The 16,539-nt window shown below is 58.4% G+C and carries 17 protein-coding genes; 10 read left to right on the top strand and 7 right to left on the bottom strand.

Going from position 1 to position 16,539, the window contains the following annotated elements; genetic code table 11:
* Positions 1-7: 7 nt before the first annotated feature.
* The 7 genes from QPM17_RS20465 to QPM17_RS20435 all read right to left on the bottom strand — a co-directional run bounded on the left by QPM17_RS20465 (position 8) and on the right by QPM17_RS20435 (position 7,821).
* Entirely contained in the window at positions 8-631 is a 624-nt protein-coding gene (locus tag QPM17_RS20465; RefSeq protein WP_285393390.1) for an SCO family protein, read from the bottom strand.
* Entirely contained in the window at positions 628-1,470 is an 843-nt protein-coding gene (locus QPM17_RS20460) for a cytochrome c oxidase assembly protein (protein ID WP_285393388.1), read from the bottom strand. Before QPM17_RS20460 ends, QPM17_RS20465 begins: the two co-directional genes overlap by 4 nt.
* Positions 1,471-1,580: 110 nt before the next feature.
* The gene (locus tag QPM17_RS20455; protein ID WP_285393387.1) at positions 1,581-3,143 is read right to left on the bottom strand and encodes an FGGY-family carbohydrate kinase; all 1,563 of its coding nucleotides are present in this window, start codon (positions 3,141-3,143) and stop codon (positions 1,581-1,583) included.
* Entirely contained in the window at positions 3,140-4,738 is a 1,599-nt protein-coding gene (locus QPM17_RS20450) for a glycerol-3-phosphate dehydrogenase/oxidase (RefSeq protein WP_285393386.1), read from the bottom strand. Before QPM17_RS20450 ends, QPM17_RS20455 begins: the two co-directional genes overlap by 4 nt.
* Positions 4,739-4,746: 8 nt before the next feature.
* Positions 4,747-6,339: an FAD-binding oxidoreductase gene (locus tag QPM17_RS20445; RefSeq protein WP_285393384.1), complete on the bottom strand. Its 1,593-nt coding sequence runs from the start codon at positions 6,337-6,339 to the stop codon at positions 4,747-4,749.
* A gap of 154 nt (positions 6,340-6,493) precedes the next feature.
* Positions 6,494-7,156, bottom strand: coding sequence for a transglutaminase-like cysteine peptidase (locus QPM17_RS20440; protein WP_285393382.1), 663 nt, complete (start codon positions 7,154-7,156; stop codon positions 6,494-6,496).
* Positions 7,157-7,164: 8 nt separating this feature from the next.
* Positions 7,165-7,821: a type II secretion system protein N gene (locus QPM17_RS20435; protein WP_285393380.1), complete on the bottom strand. Its 657-nt coding sequence runs from the start codon at positions 7,819-7,821 to the stop codon at positions 7,165-7,167.
* A 195-nt stretch (positions 7,822-8,016) separates the two neighbouring features.
* Between QPM17_RS20435 and gspE the strand changes: the two genes are divergently transcribed.
* The 10 genes from gspE (at position 8,017) to QPM17_RS20385 (ending at position 16,529) form a co-directional block, all read left to right on the top strand.
* Positions 8,017-9,525 carry a type II secretion system ATPase GspE gene (gene gspE / locus QPM17_RS20430; RefSeq protein ID WP_285393378.1) on the top strand — a complete coding sequence of 503 codons (1,509 nt, stop codon included), beginning with the start codon at positions 8,017-8,019 and terminating at the stop codon, positions 9,523-9,525.
* 4 nt (positions 9,526-9,529) lie between these two features.
* Positions 9,530-10,741 (top strand): type II secretion system inner membrane protein GspF, encoded by a 1,212-nt coding sequence (gspF, locus tag QPM17_RS20425; protein ID WP_285393376.1) that lies wholly within the window; start codon positions 9,530-9,532, stop codon positions 10,739-10,741.
* Positions 10,742-10,811: 70 nt separating this feature from the next.
* The gene (gspG, locus tag QPM17_RS20420; RefSeq protein WP_285393374.1) at positions 10,812-11,249 is read left to right on the top strand and encodes a type II secretion system major pseudopilin GspG; all 438 of its coding nucleotides are present in this window, start codon (positions 10,812-10,814) and stop codon (positions 11,247-11,249) included.
* Between the two features lie 2 nt (positions 11,250-11,251).
* Positions 11,252-11,785, top strand: a complete 534-nt coding sequence (gene gspH / locus QPM17_RS20415) for a type II secretion system minor pseudopilin GspH (protein ID WP_285393454.1) — start codon at positions 11,252-11,254, stop codon at positions 11,783-11,785.
* Positions 11,782-12,156, top strand: a complete 375-nt coding sequence (gene gspI / locus QPM17_RS20410) for a type II secretion system minor pseudopilin GspI (protein ID WP_285393373.1) — start codon at positions 11,782-11,784, stop codon at positions 12,154-12,156. The genes gspH and gspI overlap by 4 nt, the downstream gene beginning before the upstream one ends.
* A complete protein-coding gene (gspJ, locus tag QPM17_RS20405) occupies positions 12,156-12,929 on the top strand; it encodes a type II secretion system minor pseudopilin GspJ (protein WP_285393371.1) in 774 nt (257 codons plus the stop codon). Before gspI ends, gspJ begins: the two co-directional genes overlap by 1 nt.
* Positions 12,877-13,935 carry a type II secretion system minor pseudopilin GspK gene (gspK, locus tag QPM17_RS20400; RefSeq protein WP_285393369.1) on the top strand — a complete coding sequence of 353 codons (1,059 nt, stop codon included), beginning with the start codon at positions 12,877-12,879 and terminating at the stop codon, positions 13,933-13,935. Before gspJ ends, gspK begins: the two co-directional genes overlap by 53 nt.
* Before the next feature lie 66 nt (positions 13,936-14,001).
* Positions 14,002-15,306 carry a type II secretion system protein GspL gene (gene gspL / locus QPM17_RS20395; RefSeq protein ID WP_285393367.1) on the top strand — a complete coding sequence of 435 codons (1,305 nt, stop codon included), beginning with the start codon at positions 14,002-14,004 and terminating at the stop codon, positions 15,304-15,306.
* 4 nt (positions 15,307-15,310) lie between these two features.
* Positions 15,311-15,841: a type II secretion system protein GspM gene (gene gspM / locus QPM17_RS20390; protein WP_285393365.1), complete on the top strand. Its 531-nt coding sequence runs from the start codon at positions 15,311-15,313 to the stop codon at positions 15,839-15,841.
* Between the two features lie 22 nt (positions 15,842-15,863).
* Positions 15,864-16,529, top strand: a complete 666-nt coding sequence (locus tag QPM17_RS20385) for a GNAT family N-acetyltransferase (protein ID WP_285393363.1) — start codon at positions 15,864-15,866, stop codon at positions 16,527-16,529.
* Positions 16,530-16,539: the final 10 nt, after the last annotated feature.

The raw sequence follows: 16,539 nt of genomic DNA, 5'->3' as shown, positions 1-16,539 counted from the left end.
ATTCGCATCAGGAATTGTTTTCCTGTGCCAGCGCAACCAGGTCCGCCCGGATGTCTTCGACACTCAGGTCGGGCCTGAACAGAAGGCGGGCGTCTCCCTCGCGGTCGAACACGTAGACGGCGCCGCTGTGGGAGACGTTGTAGTTGCCTTCCGCATCCGGGTCATCGTAGCCGAAGGTGGTACGGTAGCGTTTACTCAGTTCCCGCAGCGCCTTTTCTTCACCGGTGAGGCCGATGGCTCTTTCGCTGAAGAAATCGACGTAACTTTCAATCCGATCCGGCGTGTCTCTGCGCGGGTCTACGCTGACGAAGACGATGCGGGTGTCCTTCTGCAGATTGTCAGGCATATCGTTCACTGCACGGGCCAGCTTCTGGAGCGTGGCGGGGCAAACGTCAGGGCAGGAGGTAAAGCCGAAGAACAGCATCCGGATTTCGCCGTTCGTTTCACTGGCGGTGATGGTGTTACCTGACGTGTCTGTCAACTCAAAGGCCAGCTCCGGCATCAGGCCGCTGATGTCCTTGCCTCGCCAGGACTCGTCGTCGCCAAGGCAGCCGGCCAGTATCACCGTTGCCACAGTCATGGCCGTTACTGACAGCATTCTGAGCAGGCGTGAATGAGACTGGATTGTCATGAGTGGCTTGCCTTCAGTTCTTCGGAATAGGGGGACACCTTGCCATCCTCGCGCATGGCGCGGCGCAGGATGATCAATATGCCGAGAATGCTCATCATCGCCGGTGGAATCCAGGTGAGCAGTCCGCCCAGCAACTGGTCAGTCTCTGGCGGCATAGGCCAGGCGCGGCCGCACACCTCATAGACGTCGTAGACCATGCCCCGGGAAAATACGATAGTGGCACCCAGGATCATCTGCGGAATCGCCACCAGGGCCAGCAGCAGGATGCGCTTGCCATAGCCCAGGGCATTGCTGTTGACGGGCGAACGGGAGTCAAAGATCAGCCACCAGAACAACAGGCCATCCAGCAGCATGCTCCAGTTCATGATCCAGTAAAGGTCACGGCTGAGCATGGCGTCAAAATGAATCGGCGGCCACAACCAGAAGTAGATCAGGCCAACGAACAGGAAGGACGCAATGGCGGGATGCTGCAGGAACCGGTATATCCACCCTAGCGGTTTCAGGGCCCGTCTTGTTCCGGGGCTGATCCGGCTGTAGAGAAAACGCATCACCGGCAGGGGGTTGGAGAGCGCTATCAGGAAAGGTCCCAGGTGGTGAAGAATCAGGTGCTGGCCCCGATGAACGAAGAACATATACTGGGAGTAGTAATCAAATCGGGTCTGCATGACCGCGTAACACATCATCACACCGACCACGAAGACCAGTATCCGCCCGCTGCCGGGCCGGTTTTCCTCGGGCATTTTCAGCAGTCCGTAGCCGTAGAATCCCAGTACAAGCACAAAGCCCAGTATTGTCACCGGCGAGAAGTCGTAAGGTATCAGGTAGTCTGCAACGGACATCGGGCGTGCCTTAATGCTCTTGGTCGGAACCAGGAAATTATTGTTCTGTGGAAGCTCCTGAGTTTTACCGGACTGGGCATTAAATTCAAGAGAATGTTGGCTTATGGATGTTATTGAGGGTAGCCGGTGATGTCCCGTATTTTCCGATACAGGGGTTGCAGTTGCGGATACATCTTGAGGTACACCTCGCGATAAAGCCGATCGTATAACTGCCGGGCATCCTCGTGTGGATGAAAAACATCCCCGACGCGGGTCATGGCGCTGACGGCAGTTTCAAAATCCGGGTGCAGGCCCAGTCCCACGGCGGCATCAATGGCAGCGCCCAGGCCGGATGTCTCGTAGGTATGGGGGCGTTCAGCGGGCAGCCCGAACACATCGGCGGTCAGTTGCATGGCCGCGTCGCTCTGGGAGCCACCCCCGGCCACCCGCAGTTTGCGTATGGGAATGCCGCTGCGTTTCTCGATGCGCTCCTTACCCTCCCGCAATGCATAGGCCAGCCCTTCCAGAATGGCGCGATAGATGTGGGAGCGGGTGTGAACGTCCCCGAAGCCGATGATTGATCCCTTGGCCTCTGGGCCGGGCTGGCGTACGCCGGGGGACCAGTAGGGCTGCAGCATCAGGCCCATGGAACCCGGGGGAACGGCGCGGACCAACTCGTCGAACAGTGCTTCCGGCTCAATGCCTTTCTGCTCTGCCAGTTTCTGCTCCCGCAGGCCGAATTCCCGTTTGAACCAGCTCACCATCCAGAAGCCACGGTAGATCATGACTTCCGTTGAATAGTTGCCGGGCAGGGCGGACGGGTAGGGCGGCATCATACGTACCGGCTCAATGTAGCGCCTGCTGGTGGTGTTGATCGTAGCCGTGGTGCCGTAACTCATGCAGCCGATCTCCGGGCTCAGGCCGCCAGATCCCAGTATCTCGCAGGCTTTGTCCGAGGCCGCGGCAATAACCGGCAATGCTTCCGGAAGCCCAAGATGGGCGGCTGCCTCGGCAGTCAGTTCGCCCACCCGCTCGCCGGGCTTTACCAGTTCCGGCAGCATGTCCGGTGTGACCGGCATTGTCCGCCACTTGAAATCGTGTTTGCCTGCCCACCGGTGGCGCTTGTAGTCAAAGGGTATATAGCCTACCTGGCTGCCCACCGAATCACGGAACTGGCCAGTCAGCCGGTAATTCAGGTACCCGGAAAGCAACAGGAAATGGCGTGTTTCAGACCAGATTTCCGGCTGGTTCTGGGCGATCCAGTTAGCCTGGGTTTTCTCACGGAAACGGTCGACGGTGGGTTCCAGGCGCAGCAGTTTGAACAGCAAGCCCCAGGGGCCTGTTACGGGGCCGTCTACCCTGGCGTGGCGCTGGTCCAGCCAGATAATGGCGGGTCTCAGTGGTTCGCCGTTCCTGTCCAGGTTGATCACGGTACCGCGCTGGGTGGTTACGGTAACGCCGGCGACCTGGCCCGGATCCGCCGTGGTGTTCTGCCAGAGCAGGTCACATGCCTTCCCCAGGGCCTCCCAGAAGTATTCCGGGTGTTGCTCGGCCCAGCCAGGCTGTTCGGAAAAGTAAGGCTCGATATCCTGCTTGCCCTTGCCTGCCAGGTTTCCGCGGGTATCGAACAGCAGCGCGCGAACACTCTGGGTGCCGTTGTCGATGGCCAGTATCAGCGGCTCGGTCGGTTTCATGCCTGCTCGCCATTAACCGCAGGAAGCGAATAGCTGGCCCGCCAGATGTCGAGATAGCGGGTCTGCTCCCGGTTCCAGGTATCGTTATCCCACCCCATTACAGGCTGGCATACCCTGCGTATTTCCGGCAGCAGGGCTTCGCCGCCGGAGGGCAGTATCAGCCCCAACCGGGTGCGGCGCAGCAGCAGATCATCCAGATGTACGACATCGGTATTGGCTGCGGCCCACGCCAGTTCCGCCCAGAGCGTGTCCGAAGGGGCAATGGTCTGGTGAGAACCGGCATTCAGAACCTGTTCCAGCGCAGGGCCGTAAAAGCCCTGAAGGCGCTCCCAGTTTCTGTGGGTGATGTCTGTCGGCCGCAGGAGAGGCGGCGGCGGGGAGAAAACCGGGGCGGAGTCATCTCGCAGCGACAGGCCCGGCATCAGGTCACGCGCCCGTTCAAGCACTTCCCGTGCGATCAGCCGGAAGGTGGTGAGTTTGCCGCCGGCAATACTGATCAGTCCGTTGTCGGACCAGATCACGTGTTCGCGGTTTTCCTTCGAGGGCTTGATGCCCTTTGTATCTCCGGTTTTTTCACTGACCACCGGCCGCACTCCGGCCCAGGTGGCAATGATATCTTTCTCGGTAATGGCGCTGGCCGGAAACAGCGTATCCGATATCTCTAGAAGGTAATCCAGCTCTTCCCGGGTAATGGCAGGCTCCCGTGAAAGGTTGTCGTGGTGATCCAGGTCGGTGGTGCCCAGCACCGTGGTGCCTTGCCATGGAAATGCGAATACCGGGCGCCGGTCCTTTGGATGAAACAGGGATACCGAGCAGGAAACCGGCAGGCGGTTGTAGGGAAGCACCAGGTGGCTGCCCCTGAGTGGCCGTATACGGGTTTTGCCATCGTCAGTCTGCTGCAGCTGTCGCGCCCATGCGCCGGTGGCATTGATCACCAGGGATGCGTTGACAGTGAGGGGCTGGCCCCTGGAAATGGTATCGTGGAGACGAATGCCCGTTACGGCAGAACTTTCCCCATCACGAAGGACTTCGTCGGCCTGCAGGTAATTCAGACAGAGTGCACCGTCGGCTTCGGCTTCCTCAATGATTCGCTGAACCAGGCGGGAATCGTCAGTCACCGCATCGGTGAACCCGCTTGCTGCGACCAGGTTTCCGGTGGCCAGTCCCGGCACCCACTGCAGGGTCTCAGTGGGCGACAGCCGCTGCCGCGAAGGATTGTGGGCAATACGGTCATAGACTCGCAACAGGATCTGGAACAACCGTGGGCCGGGAAACTGTTTGCGGAAATGGGGCATGATAAAACGCAGTGGGTCGATCAACCCGGGCGCCTCTGCCATCAGTCTTTCCCGCTCCTGAACGGCGTCCCTTGTCAGGCTGAAGTGGCCGCTCCCCAGGTAACGCAGCCCACCATGAACCATTTTTGAAGAACGGCTGGAGGTTCCCCAGGAAAAGTCGTTCTGTTCCACCAGCAGTGTGCGCATGCCGCTGCCTGCCGCTTCCCTTGCAACTCCGGCGCCAGTGATGCCTCCGCCGACCACCACCAGGTCAAAGTCAGGGGCAGTGCGGATCTGCTCCAGTTTTTGTGCTCGGCTCATGGACATTATTATTCAACCAGAGTTTTTGGGTTTAGCAGGCCTGCCGGATCGAAGGCATGGCACAACGAACCAATGGCCAGCATCCCCAGTTCGCCTTTCTCAACCGGCAGGAAGGGAGCGTGGTCCTTGCCGACGCCATGCTGGTGGCTGATGGTGCCGCGATTGTTGACGATGACGGCGGAGGTGGAGTCTTTCAGTACTTTCCAGCGCGCCAGAGTTTCCTCGTAGCTGTCGGCTACACGGAATACATAGGTGGTGTAAATGCTGCATCCCTGGGTGTAAAAATGTGAAAGATGGGTGAATACATGAACCGATTCATTCTTTGTATTCAGCTGGTTGCGAAGGTTTTCTTCAATCAGCTTTAAGAGATTGTCCACGTTATCCCAGTCAGTTGCGGTTTCGAGGGTGTCGACCGCGTAGCCAAGCTTCCAGAGCGCCTCTCTCAGGTAGGGCATGGTAAAGCGTTTGGCGGCCCACTTGTCACCCAGTTTTCTGCCGGTATACAGGCCATCGTACTCGCCGCAGATGGCCCGGGTTTCTTTGAGCGCGTTGCTGCACTGGCGCTTGCTGCCTGTGATGCCGAAGGTCATCATGCATTTGCCGGTTTTTGCCCCCCGCAATGACAGATAGGATTCCAGCATGGCAATCAGTCCGGGATGGCCGGCCAGGGCAAGCTGGGTCTCGGTTTCGGTGGCATTGCTCAGACGCAGCATGGAAAGCTGCGTGCGGTTCTGCACCAGCTTGCGGCAGGCGGTCCGGGCCTTGTCCCAGGAAGGAAAGAACACCACGTGAAAGCTTTCATGGGCGGGGAGGGCGGTAACCCGCACCTTGACTTCCGTAATCAGGCCGATGCGGCCTTCGGAACCCAGAATCATCTCGCGGATATCGGGGCCGGCGCTGGACGCGGGGATGGTGGGAATCTCCAGCGTACCCTGGAGTGTCTCAATACGGCCGCCGGCAAATAACTGCTCGATGCGACCGTAGCGCAGTGATTGCTGGCCACTGGAGCGGCTCGCTACCCAGCCACCGATGGTGGAAAGCTCGAACGACTGGGGGAAGTGGCCCAGTGTGTAACCCAGCGCACGCAACTGGGATTCCACCAGAGGCCCCGGGGTGCCGGCACCGAAGGTAGCAATCTGGCTTTCCCTGTCGAGGTCGATCAGCCGGTTCATGCGCCCCATGTCGACAGTCAATACGGGTTGTTCGCTGGCTACCGGGTTGATGTGCCCCGCAACACTGGTGCCGCCGCCGTAGGGGATCAGTGAAACGCCATGGTCTGCGGCGTAGCTCAGCAGGTCTTCAACATCCTTTGACGATTCCGGGTAGGCCACGCCATCAGGGAAGACACCGAAATCACCGCTGCGCATGGCAAGCCAGTCAGCCAGGCTCTGGCCACGGGCATGGCGCACCCGGTCCTCGGCGTCGGTAACTACGGCGGGGTGTTCCGGTAGCCGGCTTGCCGGCACCTGTGCACAGGCTGACTCCAGGGAGCTGTCATCAAGAGGTGCGGCCCTGCCTATGCGTTCCTCCAGGAATTGGCGCCCGCCATCGGGTAGTTCAAGGTTGAACTGGTCGTCGCCCCAGCCATTCCATCGTCGCATGTTGGCAATTCCTCCGTTGTGCCGCCTGTGTCCCCGGGTGGGGGCAGGCAGTCGGGTTCTGTGATCGGTATTGGCTGACGATTGTACCGGCAATCGCCCGGGCCGGACTGTCACCTGGCGACAACTGTTGTGTCTTATGCCGCCATCCCGGGTTTCACCGAAGGCTATCAATGAGCCGGCTGTTCAGATCCTGCCAGTGAGAGAGCCTCTCGGCATCCCCGATACGCTTGTTGTCATCACCGGACCGATTGAGCCACAGGCCGTCGCCATTGAAACTGTATACCGGTTCCAGGTCCGTACGTTGAGAGGCAGGCCTTATGTCGTTGATCAGGTTATCGAGTATCAGGGGATCTGCGTCCGGCTCCGGGTACCAGGCGAGCACCATGTGGGCCTGGTTGAGTTCCAGAGCCTTGACATAGACAATGCGCAGTTGTTCATCCGGCACGCCCATGGACTTCAGTGTCAGGTACTTGGCAATGGAATAGTCCTCGCAATCTCCACCGTTGGTGGTCAGCAACTCAACCGGTGTGGCCCAGTAGTCTTCTTGGCCCCAATGTTCCATGTCGGTCACGAAGCGGGCGCGGTTAAAGAAGGAATTGACCAGCCTCAGCTGCCGGTCGACGGCTGCGTTCGAGGCCATGTTGTGCAGGTTTTGCCAGGTTTCCAGGCGGCTGCGGGCTTCGTCGCCGAACTCGGACTGGACGTAGTCCATCAGGCGTTCACTGAGCTCAAGGGCCGCCACTGTCAGCGTGGTAACCATCAGGACCATGGAGAGCAGGGAGCATCGGCTTCGGGGCATCAGTGCGGCCGTCTCCATGGGGTTCCTCAGTTGTTGTTTCTCAGGCGTTCTCGAAGCTGCTCCAGCCGCTGGCGAATCTCCTCCCTGCGTTGTTCGCTGTTTCCGCTGGCGCCCTGCGATGACTGGCCTGTGGTGGCTGGCTGGACCCGGGACTGGTCCGGTTCTTCATCGTCCCCGGATGTCTGGCTGGATGCCAGGGAGACCCCCGAGCGGTCTTCATCCTCAGGAAAATAGAGATTCTCGAGTTTGCCGCCTCTTTCAATGATGACCCGGTTGGCCCGTACTGATCGAAGTGTGGCATCGCCCGGGAGTTCGTCACCGACGAGATAGGCTTCGGTTCTGCTTTTATCGTCTTCAATCAGCGCACTGCCGGGGAAATCGCCGGAGGCTGCCAGCACGCCTCTCAGAAAAAGCCGAAGGTTGGTTTCCGGCAGATTCTCGGTGTCTGGCTCTGCCTGACCCTGGACCGCGCCGGGCTTTCCAAACAGGTCAAGAGAGGCCAGATTGACGTCTGGTTCCGAGGGGACATCTGTTGATGTCTGAGTGGTACCTGAAGCAGTGACTGTTGTTGCACCGATTTCGTTCTGCCAGAAACGATATGCCTGCCAGGCTGTCACAGTGATCATGGAAAGGCCTGCGACGGCGGCAAGTAACAGTGGTAACCTCGAGCTGGTTAAAAGCATTGATTGTCCCGAAGAGAGCTGGTGAGAGCCGGCAAAAGGCCCACAGGTTATCAGACTGCAACGTTTTATTGGCAGTATAGTGTATAGAGTTATTCAGCGGTTCCATATCCTATGGTAGCCTTTCTGAATTAATTGAATAAAAAGGGATTCTGGAACTCTCGCCTTCCGGCCCCCGGCAACAAAACGAGGACGATCGTGGACACAGACACAGAACTTCAGCCGCAGGATGCTCCGGTCGGCCGTCTTCCCTTCACGTTCGCAAAACGCAACGGCGTGATTCTGACCCGTGACGACGATGGCGAGCCCGTCATCCTGGTACGCCCAGGGGCCGGCCACTCCGCGCTGGCGGAGGCAAACCGCATCAGTGGTGGTCGGGCCAGGTTTTCCACCATTGAGCCTGCCAGGTTTGATGCCGCCCTGAATGCGGCCTATCAGAATGATTCCGCTGAAGCCATGCAGATGGTTGAAGGTATTGGCGACGACATGGATCTGGCCTCGCTGGCGGATTCGGTTCCGGAAACCGAGGATCTGCTGGAGCAGGAAGACGACGCCCCCATTATCCGACTGATTAACGCCATCCTGACAGAGGCTGTAAAGAGTAGTGCCTCGGATGTGCACATTGAAACCTACGAAACCCGCCTGGTGGTCCGCTTCCGTGTGGACGGCGTGCTGCGGGAAGTGGTTCAGCCCAAACGTGCACTGGCGCCGCTGCTGGTTTCCCGTATCAAAGTGATGGCGAAACTGGATATTGCTGAAAAGCGGGTTCCCCAGGACGGTCGTATTGCGCTGCGGGTGGCGGGCCGGGAAGTCGATATCCGGGTTTCCACCATGCCGTCCTCCAGTGGTGAGCGGGTGGTGCTGCGCTTGCTGGACAAACAGGCTGGCAACATTCGTCTTGAATCCCTGGGGATGGCCGGTGGAGATCTTAAAATACTGCGCCGGCTTATCTACCGGCCTTACGGTATCCTGCTGGTAACCGGGCCGACCGGCTCCGGTAAATCGACAACGCTTTATGCATCGCTGCAGGAAATAAACGACCGCAGTCGCAACATCCTGACCGTTGAGGATCCCATTGAGTACAACCTGCCCGGGATCGGACAGACACAGGTCAATACCAAGGTGGACATGACCTTTGCCCGGGGGCTTCGGGCGATCCTGCGTCAGGATCCGGATGTGGTGATGATCGGTGAGATCCGGGACCTTGAAACCGCGGAAATTGCGGTTCAGGCCAGCCTGACAGGCCACCTCGTGCTTTCCACCCTGCACACCAACACAGCGGTGGGTGCCATCACCCGATTGATGGACATGGGCATTGAGCCTTTCCTGATCTCCTCAAGTCTTGTGGGTATTGTCGCCCAGCGCCTGGTGCGGGTACTTTGCAAGGATTGCCGCGAGCCCTATGAACCCAGTGAGGAGCATTGCGAATTCCTGCAGCAGGACCCCTCCAGTCCGCCTACCATCTATCGCGCAATCGGTTGCGAGCACTGCAACCAGTTGGGCTACCGGGGCCGTATAGGTATCTATGAAGTGGTTGAAGTGAATGAGGAGATCAGTTCCCTGATCCACAAACGGGCAGGGGAGCTGGATCTTGAGCACGAAGCCCGGCTCCATGGCCCCAGTATCCATGCCGATGGCGTTCAGAAAATTCTGGATGGGGTGACCACGGTTGAAGAGGTCCTTCGTGTGACCCACCGGAGCAGGTAGATTCATGCCAGCGTTTGAGTACAAAGCTCTTGATAGCCGCGGCAAGCAGAAGCAGGGCGTCGTTGAGGCGGACGCGCCAAGGGCCGTCCGTCAGCAACTGCGCGAAAGGGGCCTGACGCCACTGGCGGTTGAGCCTGCCACCGAAAAACAGACCCGCAGTAATCCCCTGAGCAGCCGGGGTGGTCTTGCCACGGCGGATCTGGCGCTGGTCACCCGGCAACTGGCGACGCTGATACAGTCGGGCATTCCCATAGAGCAGTCTTTGTCGGCGGCGGCCCAGCAATCGTCCAGTCCCCGGGTTCGTAGCATGTTGATTGCCATCCGGGCCAAGGTCATGGAGGGTTACAGCTTCGCCGACAGCCTCGGGGAGTTTCCACGGGCGTTCCCGCGGCTATACCGCTCCACGGTCGCTGCAGGAGAGCACGCGGGGCACCTTGACCTGGTGCTTAACCGCCTTGCCGATTACACCGAGGCCCGGCAGGAGTCTCGCCAGAAGATCCAGCTTGCCGCGATCTACCCCATAATTCTCAGCGTTGTCGCCATCTCCATTGTGGTTTTCCTGCTGACCTACGTGGTGCCTGACATCATCGAGGTGTTTGTGAAGCAGGGGCAGGAACTACCGGCGCTGACGTCGGCCATGCTGGTGGTGTCGGATTTTCTGGGCAGCTACGGCGTCTACCTGTTGATACTGATCATCGCCGGTATCGCGGCGTTCCGGTGGTCCCTGCGCAAGCCCGCATTCCGGCTGAAAGTCCATAAAGGCCTGCTGAATATGCCTCTGATGGCGGGGATGGTTCGTGGTGTCAATACCGCACGTTATGCCAGTACACTCAGCATCCTGACCACCAGCGGTGTCCCTCTGGTGGATGCCATGAGGATTGCCGGCGAGGTATTATCCAATGACTACCTGCGCCAGGAGCTGAAAATTGCCGCCAGGAAGGTCAGTGAGGGTGGTTCACTGCACCGGTCGCTGGACCAGACCGGCTATTTCCCGCCCATGATGCTGCATATGATCGCCAGTGGTGAAGCCAGCGGCGAACTGGACAGCATGCTGGAGCGGACAGCATCCATGCAGGAGAACACCCTGCAGTCGAAGATAGCGGCAATCGTGGGTCTGTTCGAACCCATGATGTTGCTGTTAATGGGCGTGGTTGTCCTCATTATTGTGCTGGCAATCATGCTCCCGATCCTCAATATGAGTAACCTGGTTGGATAGCCTCCGTTCCGGCTATTGTCCTCCGGCCCACTTTCAAACCCAGAGACATGGAAAGATGAAGAGTAAGACAATGAAATATCAGACCGCACAACGGGGCTTTACCCTGATCGAGATCATGGTGGTAATGGTCATTCTGGGCCTGCTGGTTGCCATCGTTGCCCCGAATATCATGGGACGCAGTGACCAGGCGAGGGTGACAGTTGCAGAAACACAGCTGAGCAATATTGCCAATGCCCTTGACCTCTACCGACTCGACAACAGCCATTACCCGTCCACCCAGCAGGGTCTGGAAGCACTGGTTTCCAAGCCCAGTGGCAGCCCTGAGCCGAAGAACTGGAACCCCGAGGGTTACCTCAACAGTGTTCCCGAGGACCCCTGGGGTAACGAGTACCAATATATCAGCCCGGGCACTGAGGGCCCTTATGATCTCTATTCCTATGGCGCCGATGGCCGTGAAGGTGGTGAGGGCGATGACGCCGACATCAGCGTGTGGAATGTCAGGGATTGAATGTGCAAACCAGGGCGCAACATTTAGGCTTTACGCTGATAGAAATTCTCGTTGTCCTGGTGGTAGTGGGTCTGCTTGCGGCTCTGGCCGTCATGACCATGGGTGGCAGTTCCCGGGACCGGGAAATGCAGAACGAAGTGCGTGAGCTGTATCTCCTGATGCAGACTGCATCGGAACAGGCGGTGCTCAATAACACCGAACTCGGCCTGGTTCTGGACGACGATGGCTATCGTTTTGTGGCCTGGGAAGACCGCAGCGGGGAGTGGAAAGTGCCGGCAGAACCAATGTTCCGACGGCGCGGGCTTCCGGAGTGGATAACGGTCACAGAGTATATTGAAAACGACACCCCCAGGCTGGCCTCGGACGAAGACCGCCTGCGGCCGGACGTTGTGTTCTTCTCCAGTGGGGAAACAACGCCGTTTGAGCTGGAGTTCACCCTTGGCAGGGACGATTCCAGGATGCACACCATTGCTTCGGACGGTTTTTCACCAATGGAGTGGCGCTACCCGGGAAGTGAAGGGAACGACGACGCATGAATCGCCAGCGCGGCTTCACACTGATCGAGGTTCTGGTCGCGCTGCTGGTGTTCGGCCTGATTGCGACGGCCGCAGCCGAAGTTGGCAGCCAGTATATCTCCAGTTACGAACGCATACGGGATAAAACCCTGGCAGGTTGGGTTGCCGATAATCGCATCAATGAACTCCGACTGCGGGAAAACCTCCCGGAGATCTCCGAAAATACGGATGACATTGACTACGGTCCCTTCCGCTGGCGGGTTACAACCGCAGTATTGGGTACCGAGGAGCCCTCCATACTGCGGGTCGAGGTCACTGTTGCACGTTTTCGCGGTAATGAAGCGGATCCGGCACCCATACATACATTGTCTGCGTTCATTGGTGAAAACTGATGGTAGCCCATTCAGCATTGGCGCAACCCAGTACAATGCCACCGGTTGTCCGCAACGGCTTTACGCTGATGGAAATGCTGATTGCGGTCACAATCACGGCCGTTATTGGTCTGGGAGTCTGGCAGGTGCTGGGGAATGTGGTGACCTCCAGAGATCGGGTAAACGAGGTGGCCGATCAGTTTGATGCCATCCAGCGCACTATGCTGCTATTGGAGCGTGATATCTCACAGGTGGTTAACCGGCCCGGACGTAACATCTATGGGGACTTTGATCCGGCTCTGACCAGCCGTGAGGATGACTTTGCTCTGAAGCTCACCCGCCAGGGGTGGCGAAACCCCCTTGGCACCCGCCGCAGTACGCTGCAACGGGTTGGCTGGGAATACACCGGGGATGAACTGCGTCGTCGCTACTGGGTTTCTGTTGACCAGGGGCAGGAGGACAACAGCCGGGATCTGGTGCTGTTATCGGACGTTACCGATTTTGCGATCCGGTTCCTGGACGGCGAGCGTAACTGGCGCGACAACTGGCCCGACGACACCAGCATGGCAGACATGAACCCTGGCACCCGTCCTGATATCCCGTTACCGCTGGGTATTGAAGTAACCCTGAAACATGAGCGCTTTGGCGAGCTTGTACGCACCTTCGCTTTGCCTGATTTCGACCATAGTCAGGCTCAGGGCACCATCAATGCGGCGAATGAGTCGCAAAACGAACAGGACGATGCCGAGCAGCCGGGCAACGGTGAAAGCGGGGGCAGTGATGCCGGCGGCTAATCCCCTGATGCTCCGTGCGCCGGCCAGTCGCCAGGGTGGCGTGGCCCTGATTATGGTGCTGCTGGCAATGGCGCTGGTGGTCATGCTCGCTGCGGGTATGACCCAGCAGCAAAGCGTGCGGGTGTTTCGTGCCAGCCACTACCTCGCCCAGCAGCAGGGCCACAGCGTTGCCCTGGGGGCAGAAGCGTTTGCACGCCAGATTCTGGTCAGGGATTTCGAGGAAGACAAGGAAAACAACGCCATGGTGGACAGTCTTGACGAGTTCTGGGCCCAGAACGCGGCAATACTGCCGATTGACGACAACGGTGTGGCGGAAGTTCAGATCGATGGCCTGGGCGGAAGGATCAATCTCAATGATCTGGTGCGTGGTAACGGCCAGGTTGATCAGGTGACCAGAGACCGGTTGACCCGGCTGCTCCAGGTGCTGGAGATAACCACCGTCAGTGTCGACGCCCTGATTGACTGGATTGATCCGAACGATCAGACGGTCAGCGCCTATGGCGCCGAAGATGGCCAGTACCTGATGCAGGAGCCAGCCTACCGGGCAGGCAATCAGCCATTCGTCACGGTTTCAGAGCTGCGCCTGATTGATGGCATGACCGAAGAGGCTTATCAGGCCTTGCAGCCTCATGTAACAGCCTTGCCGGTTGCGGGTCTGGGTATTAATGTCAACACCGCGTCTGCAGCGGTGTTGCGATCCCTGCATGAGGAACTGACACAGGCCCAGGCAGACGCTATTCTTGAGAAGCGCCAGGAAGAGCGTTTTGAGAACATCGGGGATTTTCTGGCACTGCCTGAGTTTTCGGGCCTGGGGCTAAAGTCCACCGGGTTGGGGCTGCAGACACGATTTTTTGAAGTGGTGTCCAGGATTACCTACGATGACCGGGTTGCCAATCTGGTGAGCACCGTCTACCGGAGTCCGGAAGGTGAGATGCAGACAGTGCACCGGGATACCGGCCAGAAAAACCGGATAACAAAAGAGCCATTCAGCATCTCCCAAGAGTAGATGCGGGCTGATGTCACTGAGACCGATCACGAAGACCCCGAAGGGTTGAAAAGGAAACTGTTCAGAATGTCATACCGCCTTTATGTCAGGCCCCAGCCACCATTTGCGGCCCCCGATGTTAACCCGGAGGCCCAGTTGTACAGCTGGGTTCTGCTCGACGCCAGCGGAGATGCCCAGGCCCGCGGCACGTCGGACCCGAAGGAGGAAATTGAACAGACACTGGCACAGAATGATCTCGATAATGTACTGCTCGTAGGTCTGATCCCGGGCGAGGAGGCGTTGTTCTGTATGGCTGACATACCGGCCAGGCAGACAAGATTTGTCCATCAGGCGCTGCCTTATGCCGTGGAGGAGCAGATTGCCCAGGACATTGAGGGGGTTCATCTTGCCCTTGGAAACCGGACGGAAAAAGGGTTCCGTGTGGCGGCTGTGGACCATGGCCAGATGGCGGACTGGGTTGCGATGTTCAGCGGGTGGGCACACCTGAAGCTTGAAGCGATTTACCCGGATGCTGGTCTGCTTCCGATTACAGAGGGTGGCTGGTCCATCTGCCTTGATGGCGAGACCGCAATGCTGGCGAGTGATCAGGGCGAATGGCTCAGCGTTCAGGCCCGAAACCTCGCCATGTTTGCCCAGACGCTGGCCCTGCCGCCTTCCGACGACGTGGTGGCGGAAGTGCCGGTGACGGTTTACGGTACCCAGACTGAATTTGAGCATCAGCAGGCTGACCTGAGCCAGCTCAAGTCTTCGGGACGCCTGAGGGTCAGGGAAGAGATCCTGGAACTGATGCCCCTGGAGCTGCTGGCGCATGCTCATCATCACCATCTGTGCCAGCCAATAAACCTTTGCCAGGGCGAATATACTGTCCGCTCCCGCAGGCGCAGTTTTCTGGGGCCGTGGAAGCCGCTGATCGCGGTTGCCAGCGTCTGGTTTGTCATCCAGATCGGGGTGGAAGTCGGAATGGGCTTTTACCACCAGCAAAAGGCCGACCAGGCCCGTGAAGAAGCCATGGCTATCTATCGACAGGCGTTCCCGAATGATTCAAGAACCCACGCGGGCAATGTCCGTCGGGTTGTTGAGGGGCAGTTGCGTCAATTGCAGGCAGAGGGGCCTGACGCCGGATTTATCAGCCTGATGAAGTTTACTGGAGAACAGTATTCGAAAATACCGGATGCCAGCTCCATTATGTTCAACTCTGTCAATTACAGCAGGAACCGTGGCGAACTGGTGGTGGATGTTCGGGCCGACAGTTACAACAAACTGAGCACCCTGCGAAACGGCCTGATGGATCGGGGGCTGAAAGCCGAGATCGGCTCGGTGGTCAACGAACCGGACGGTGCCCGCGGTCGTTTGACGGTTTCAGGAGGATAAGGCGATGTTGAACAGAATCAAGGAACAGCCGGCTGTTGGCAAACTGATCGCCCAATATGACCAGTTGCCGCGCAGGGACCAGCAGGCGCTGACGGTTTTGGCGATTGCCGTGTTTCTGGGTATTCTCTACTTTGCAGTCTGGGCGCCCGCTGTGAACTTCCATGACGAGGCGCTCAGCGAGCGGGAACGTTCGGCGGAGCTCCTGGCCTGGCTGGAAGCAAACAGGGAATCCCTGGACCGGCTGTCCGGTGCCCGGGGTGAGCAGGGGGGTGCCCCGGTAAGTTCTCCGGAGGATGGCCGTGCGCTGATGTCGCTGGTAACCCGGACCGCTTCAGAAGCAGGTCTTTCGCTGCAGCGTTTCGAACCGAGTGGCAACAATGCCATACGTGTCTGGCTTGAGGGAGCTCCTTTTACCGAAGTGGCAAGCTGGCTGGAACAGCTAAATGTCGGGCACGGTGTTCAGATAGACCAGGCCTCCATGGATCGACAGAGCGATCCGGGCATGGTATCCGTACGCCTGACTTTAACAATCTGAGACCAACGCTGGAGAACACACGATGACTGACGGCACAGACGACAATAACAGTCAGGAGCCGGTTATTGTCCGTCTCGATGCAAGTGCCCGCAACGAAGCGATATCGATACTGGTGAGCGCCTACCGGAACGAACCCACGTTCCAGTACCTGTTCGATCATCGCCGGCCGGGATATCAACAGCGGGTTCGGGCCACCGTGAGGGAACTGATTGATCTCTATTTCGAGCTGGATCAGGATGCCATCGGTGTAATGACTGATAATACGCTTGTGGCGGTTGCGTTTATTGGTGAGCCGGAACTCAGGCTTAACCTGGCTGAGCAGATAAGCTGGCGCATCCGGATGGTGCTCACTGCCGGCTTTGCCTGTACTCGCCGGTATCTCGACTATCACGAGAAAATCAAGGCAATGCTGCCGCAGCCTCTGACCCATCAATTGCCATTGATGGGAGTCAATCCCAAATACCAGCACAAGGGTTATGGTCGGCTTTTGCTGTCTACCGTGGAAAAACTGTGTGCGGAAAATCCCCGGGGTAGCGGTCTCGTGCTAGACACCGGTAACAGCCGCTATCTGCCGTTCTACGAATCGGAAGGGTTTCGCAGCCTTGGAACAATCCGGCTGGGAGATTTTGAGGATCACGTATTGTATCGGGAGGTTCACGCCGGAGAGTCGGCAGTGGCCCCGGGATAAACTGACAGGT

The sequence above is a fragment of the Marinobacter azerbaijanicus genome (assembly GCF_030250645.1).
GTDB classification, from domain to species: domain Bacteria; phylum Pseudomonadota; class Gammaproteobacteria; order Pseudomonadales; family Oleiphilaceae; genus Marinobacter; species Marinobacter azerbaijanicus.
The sequence above is the reverse complement of the archived record's forward strand: the minus strand, read 5'-3'. Positions and strand labels throughout refer to the sequence as shown.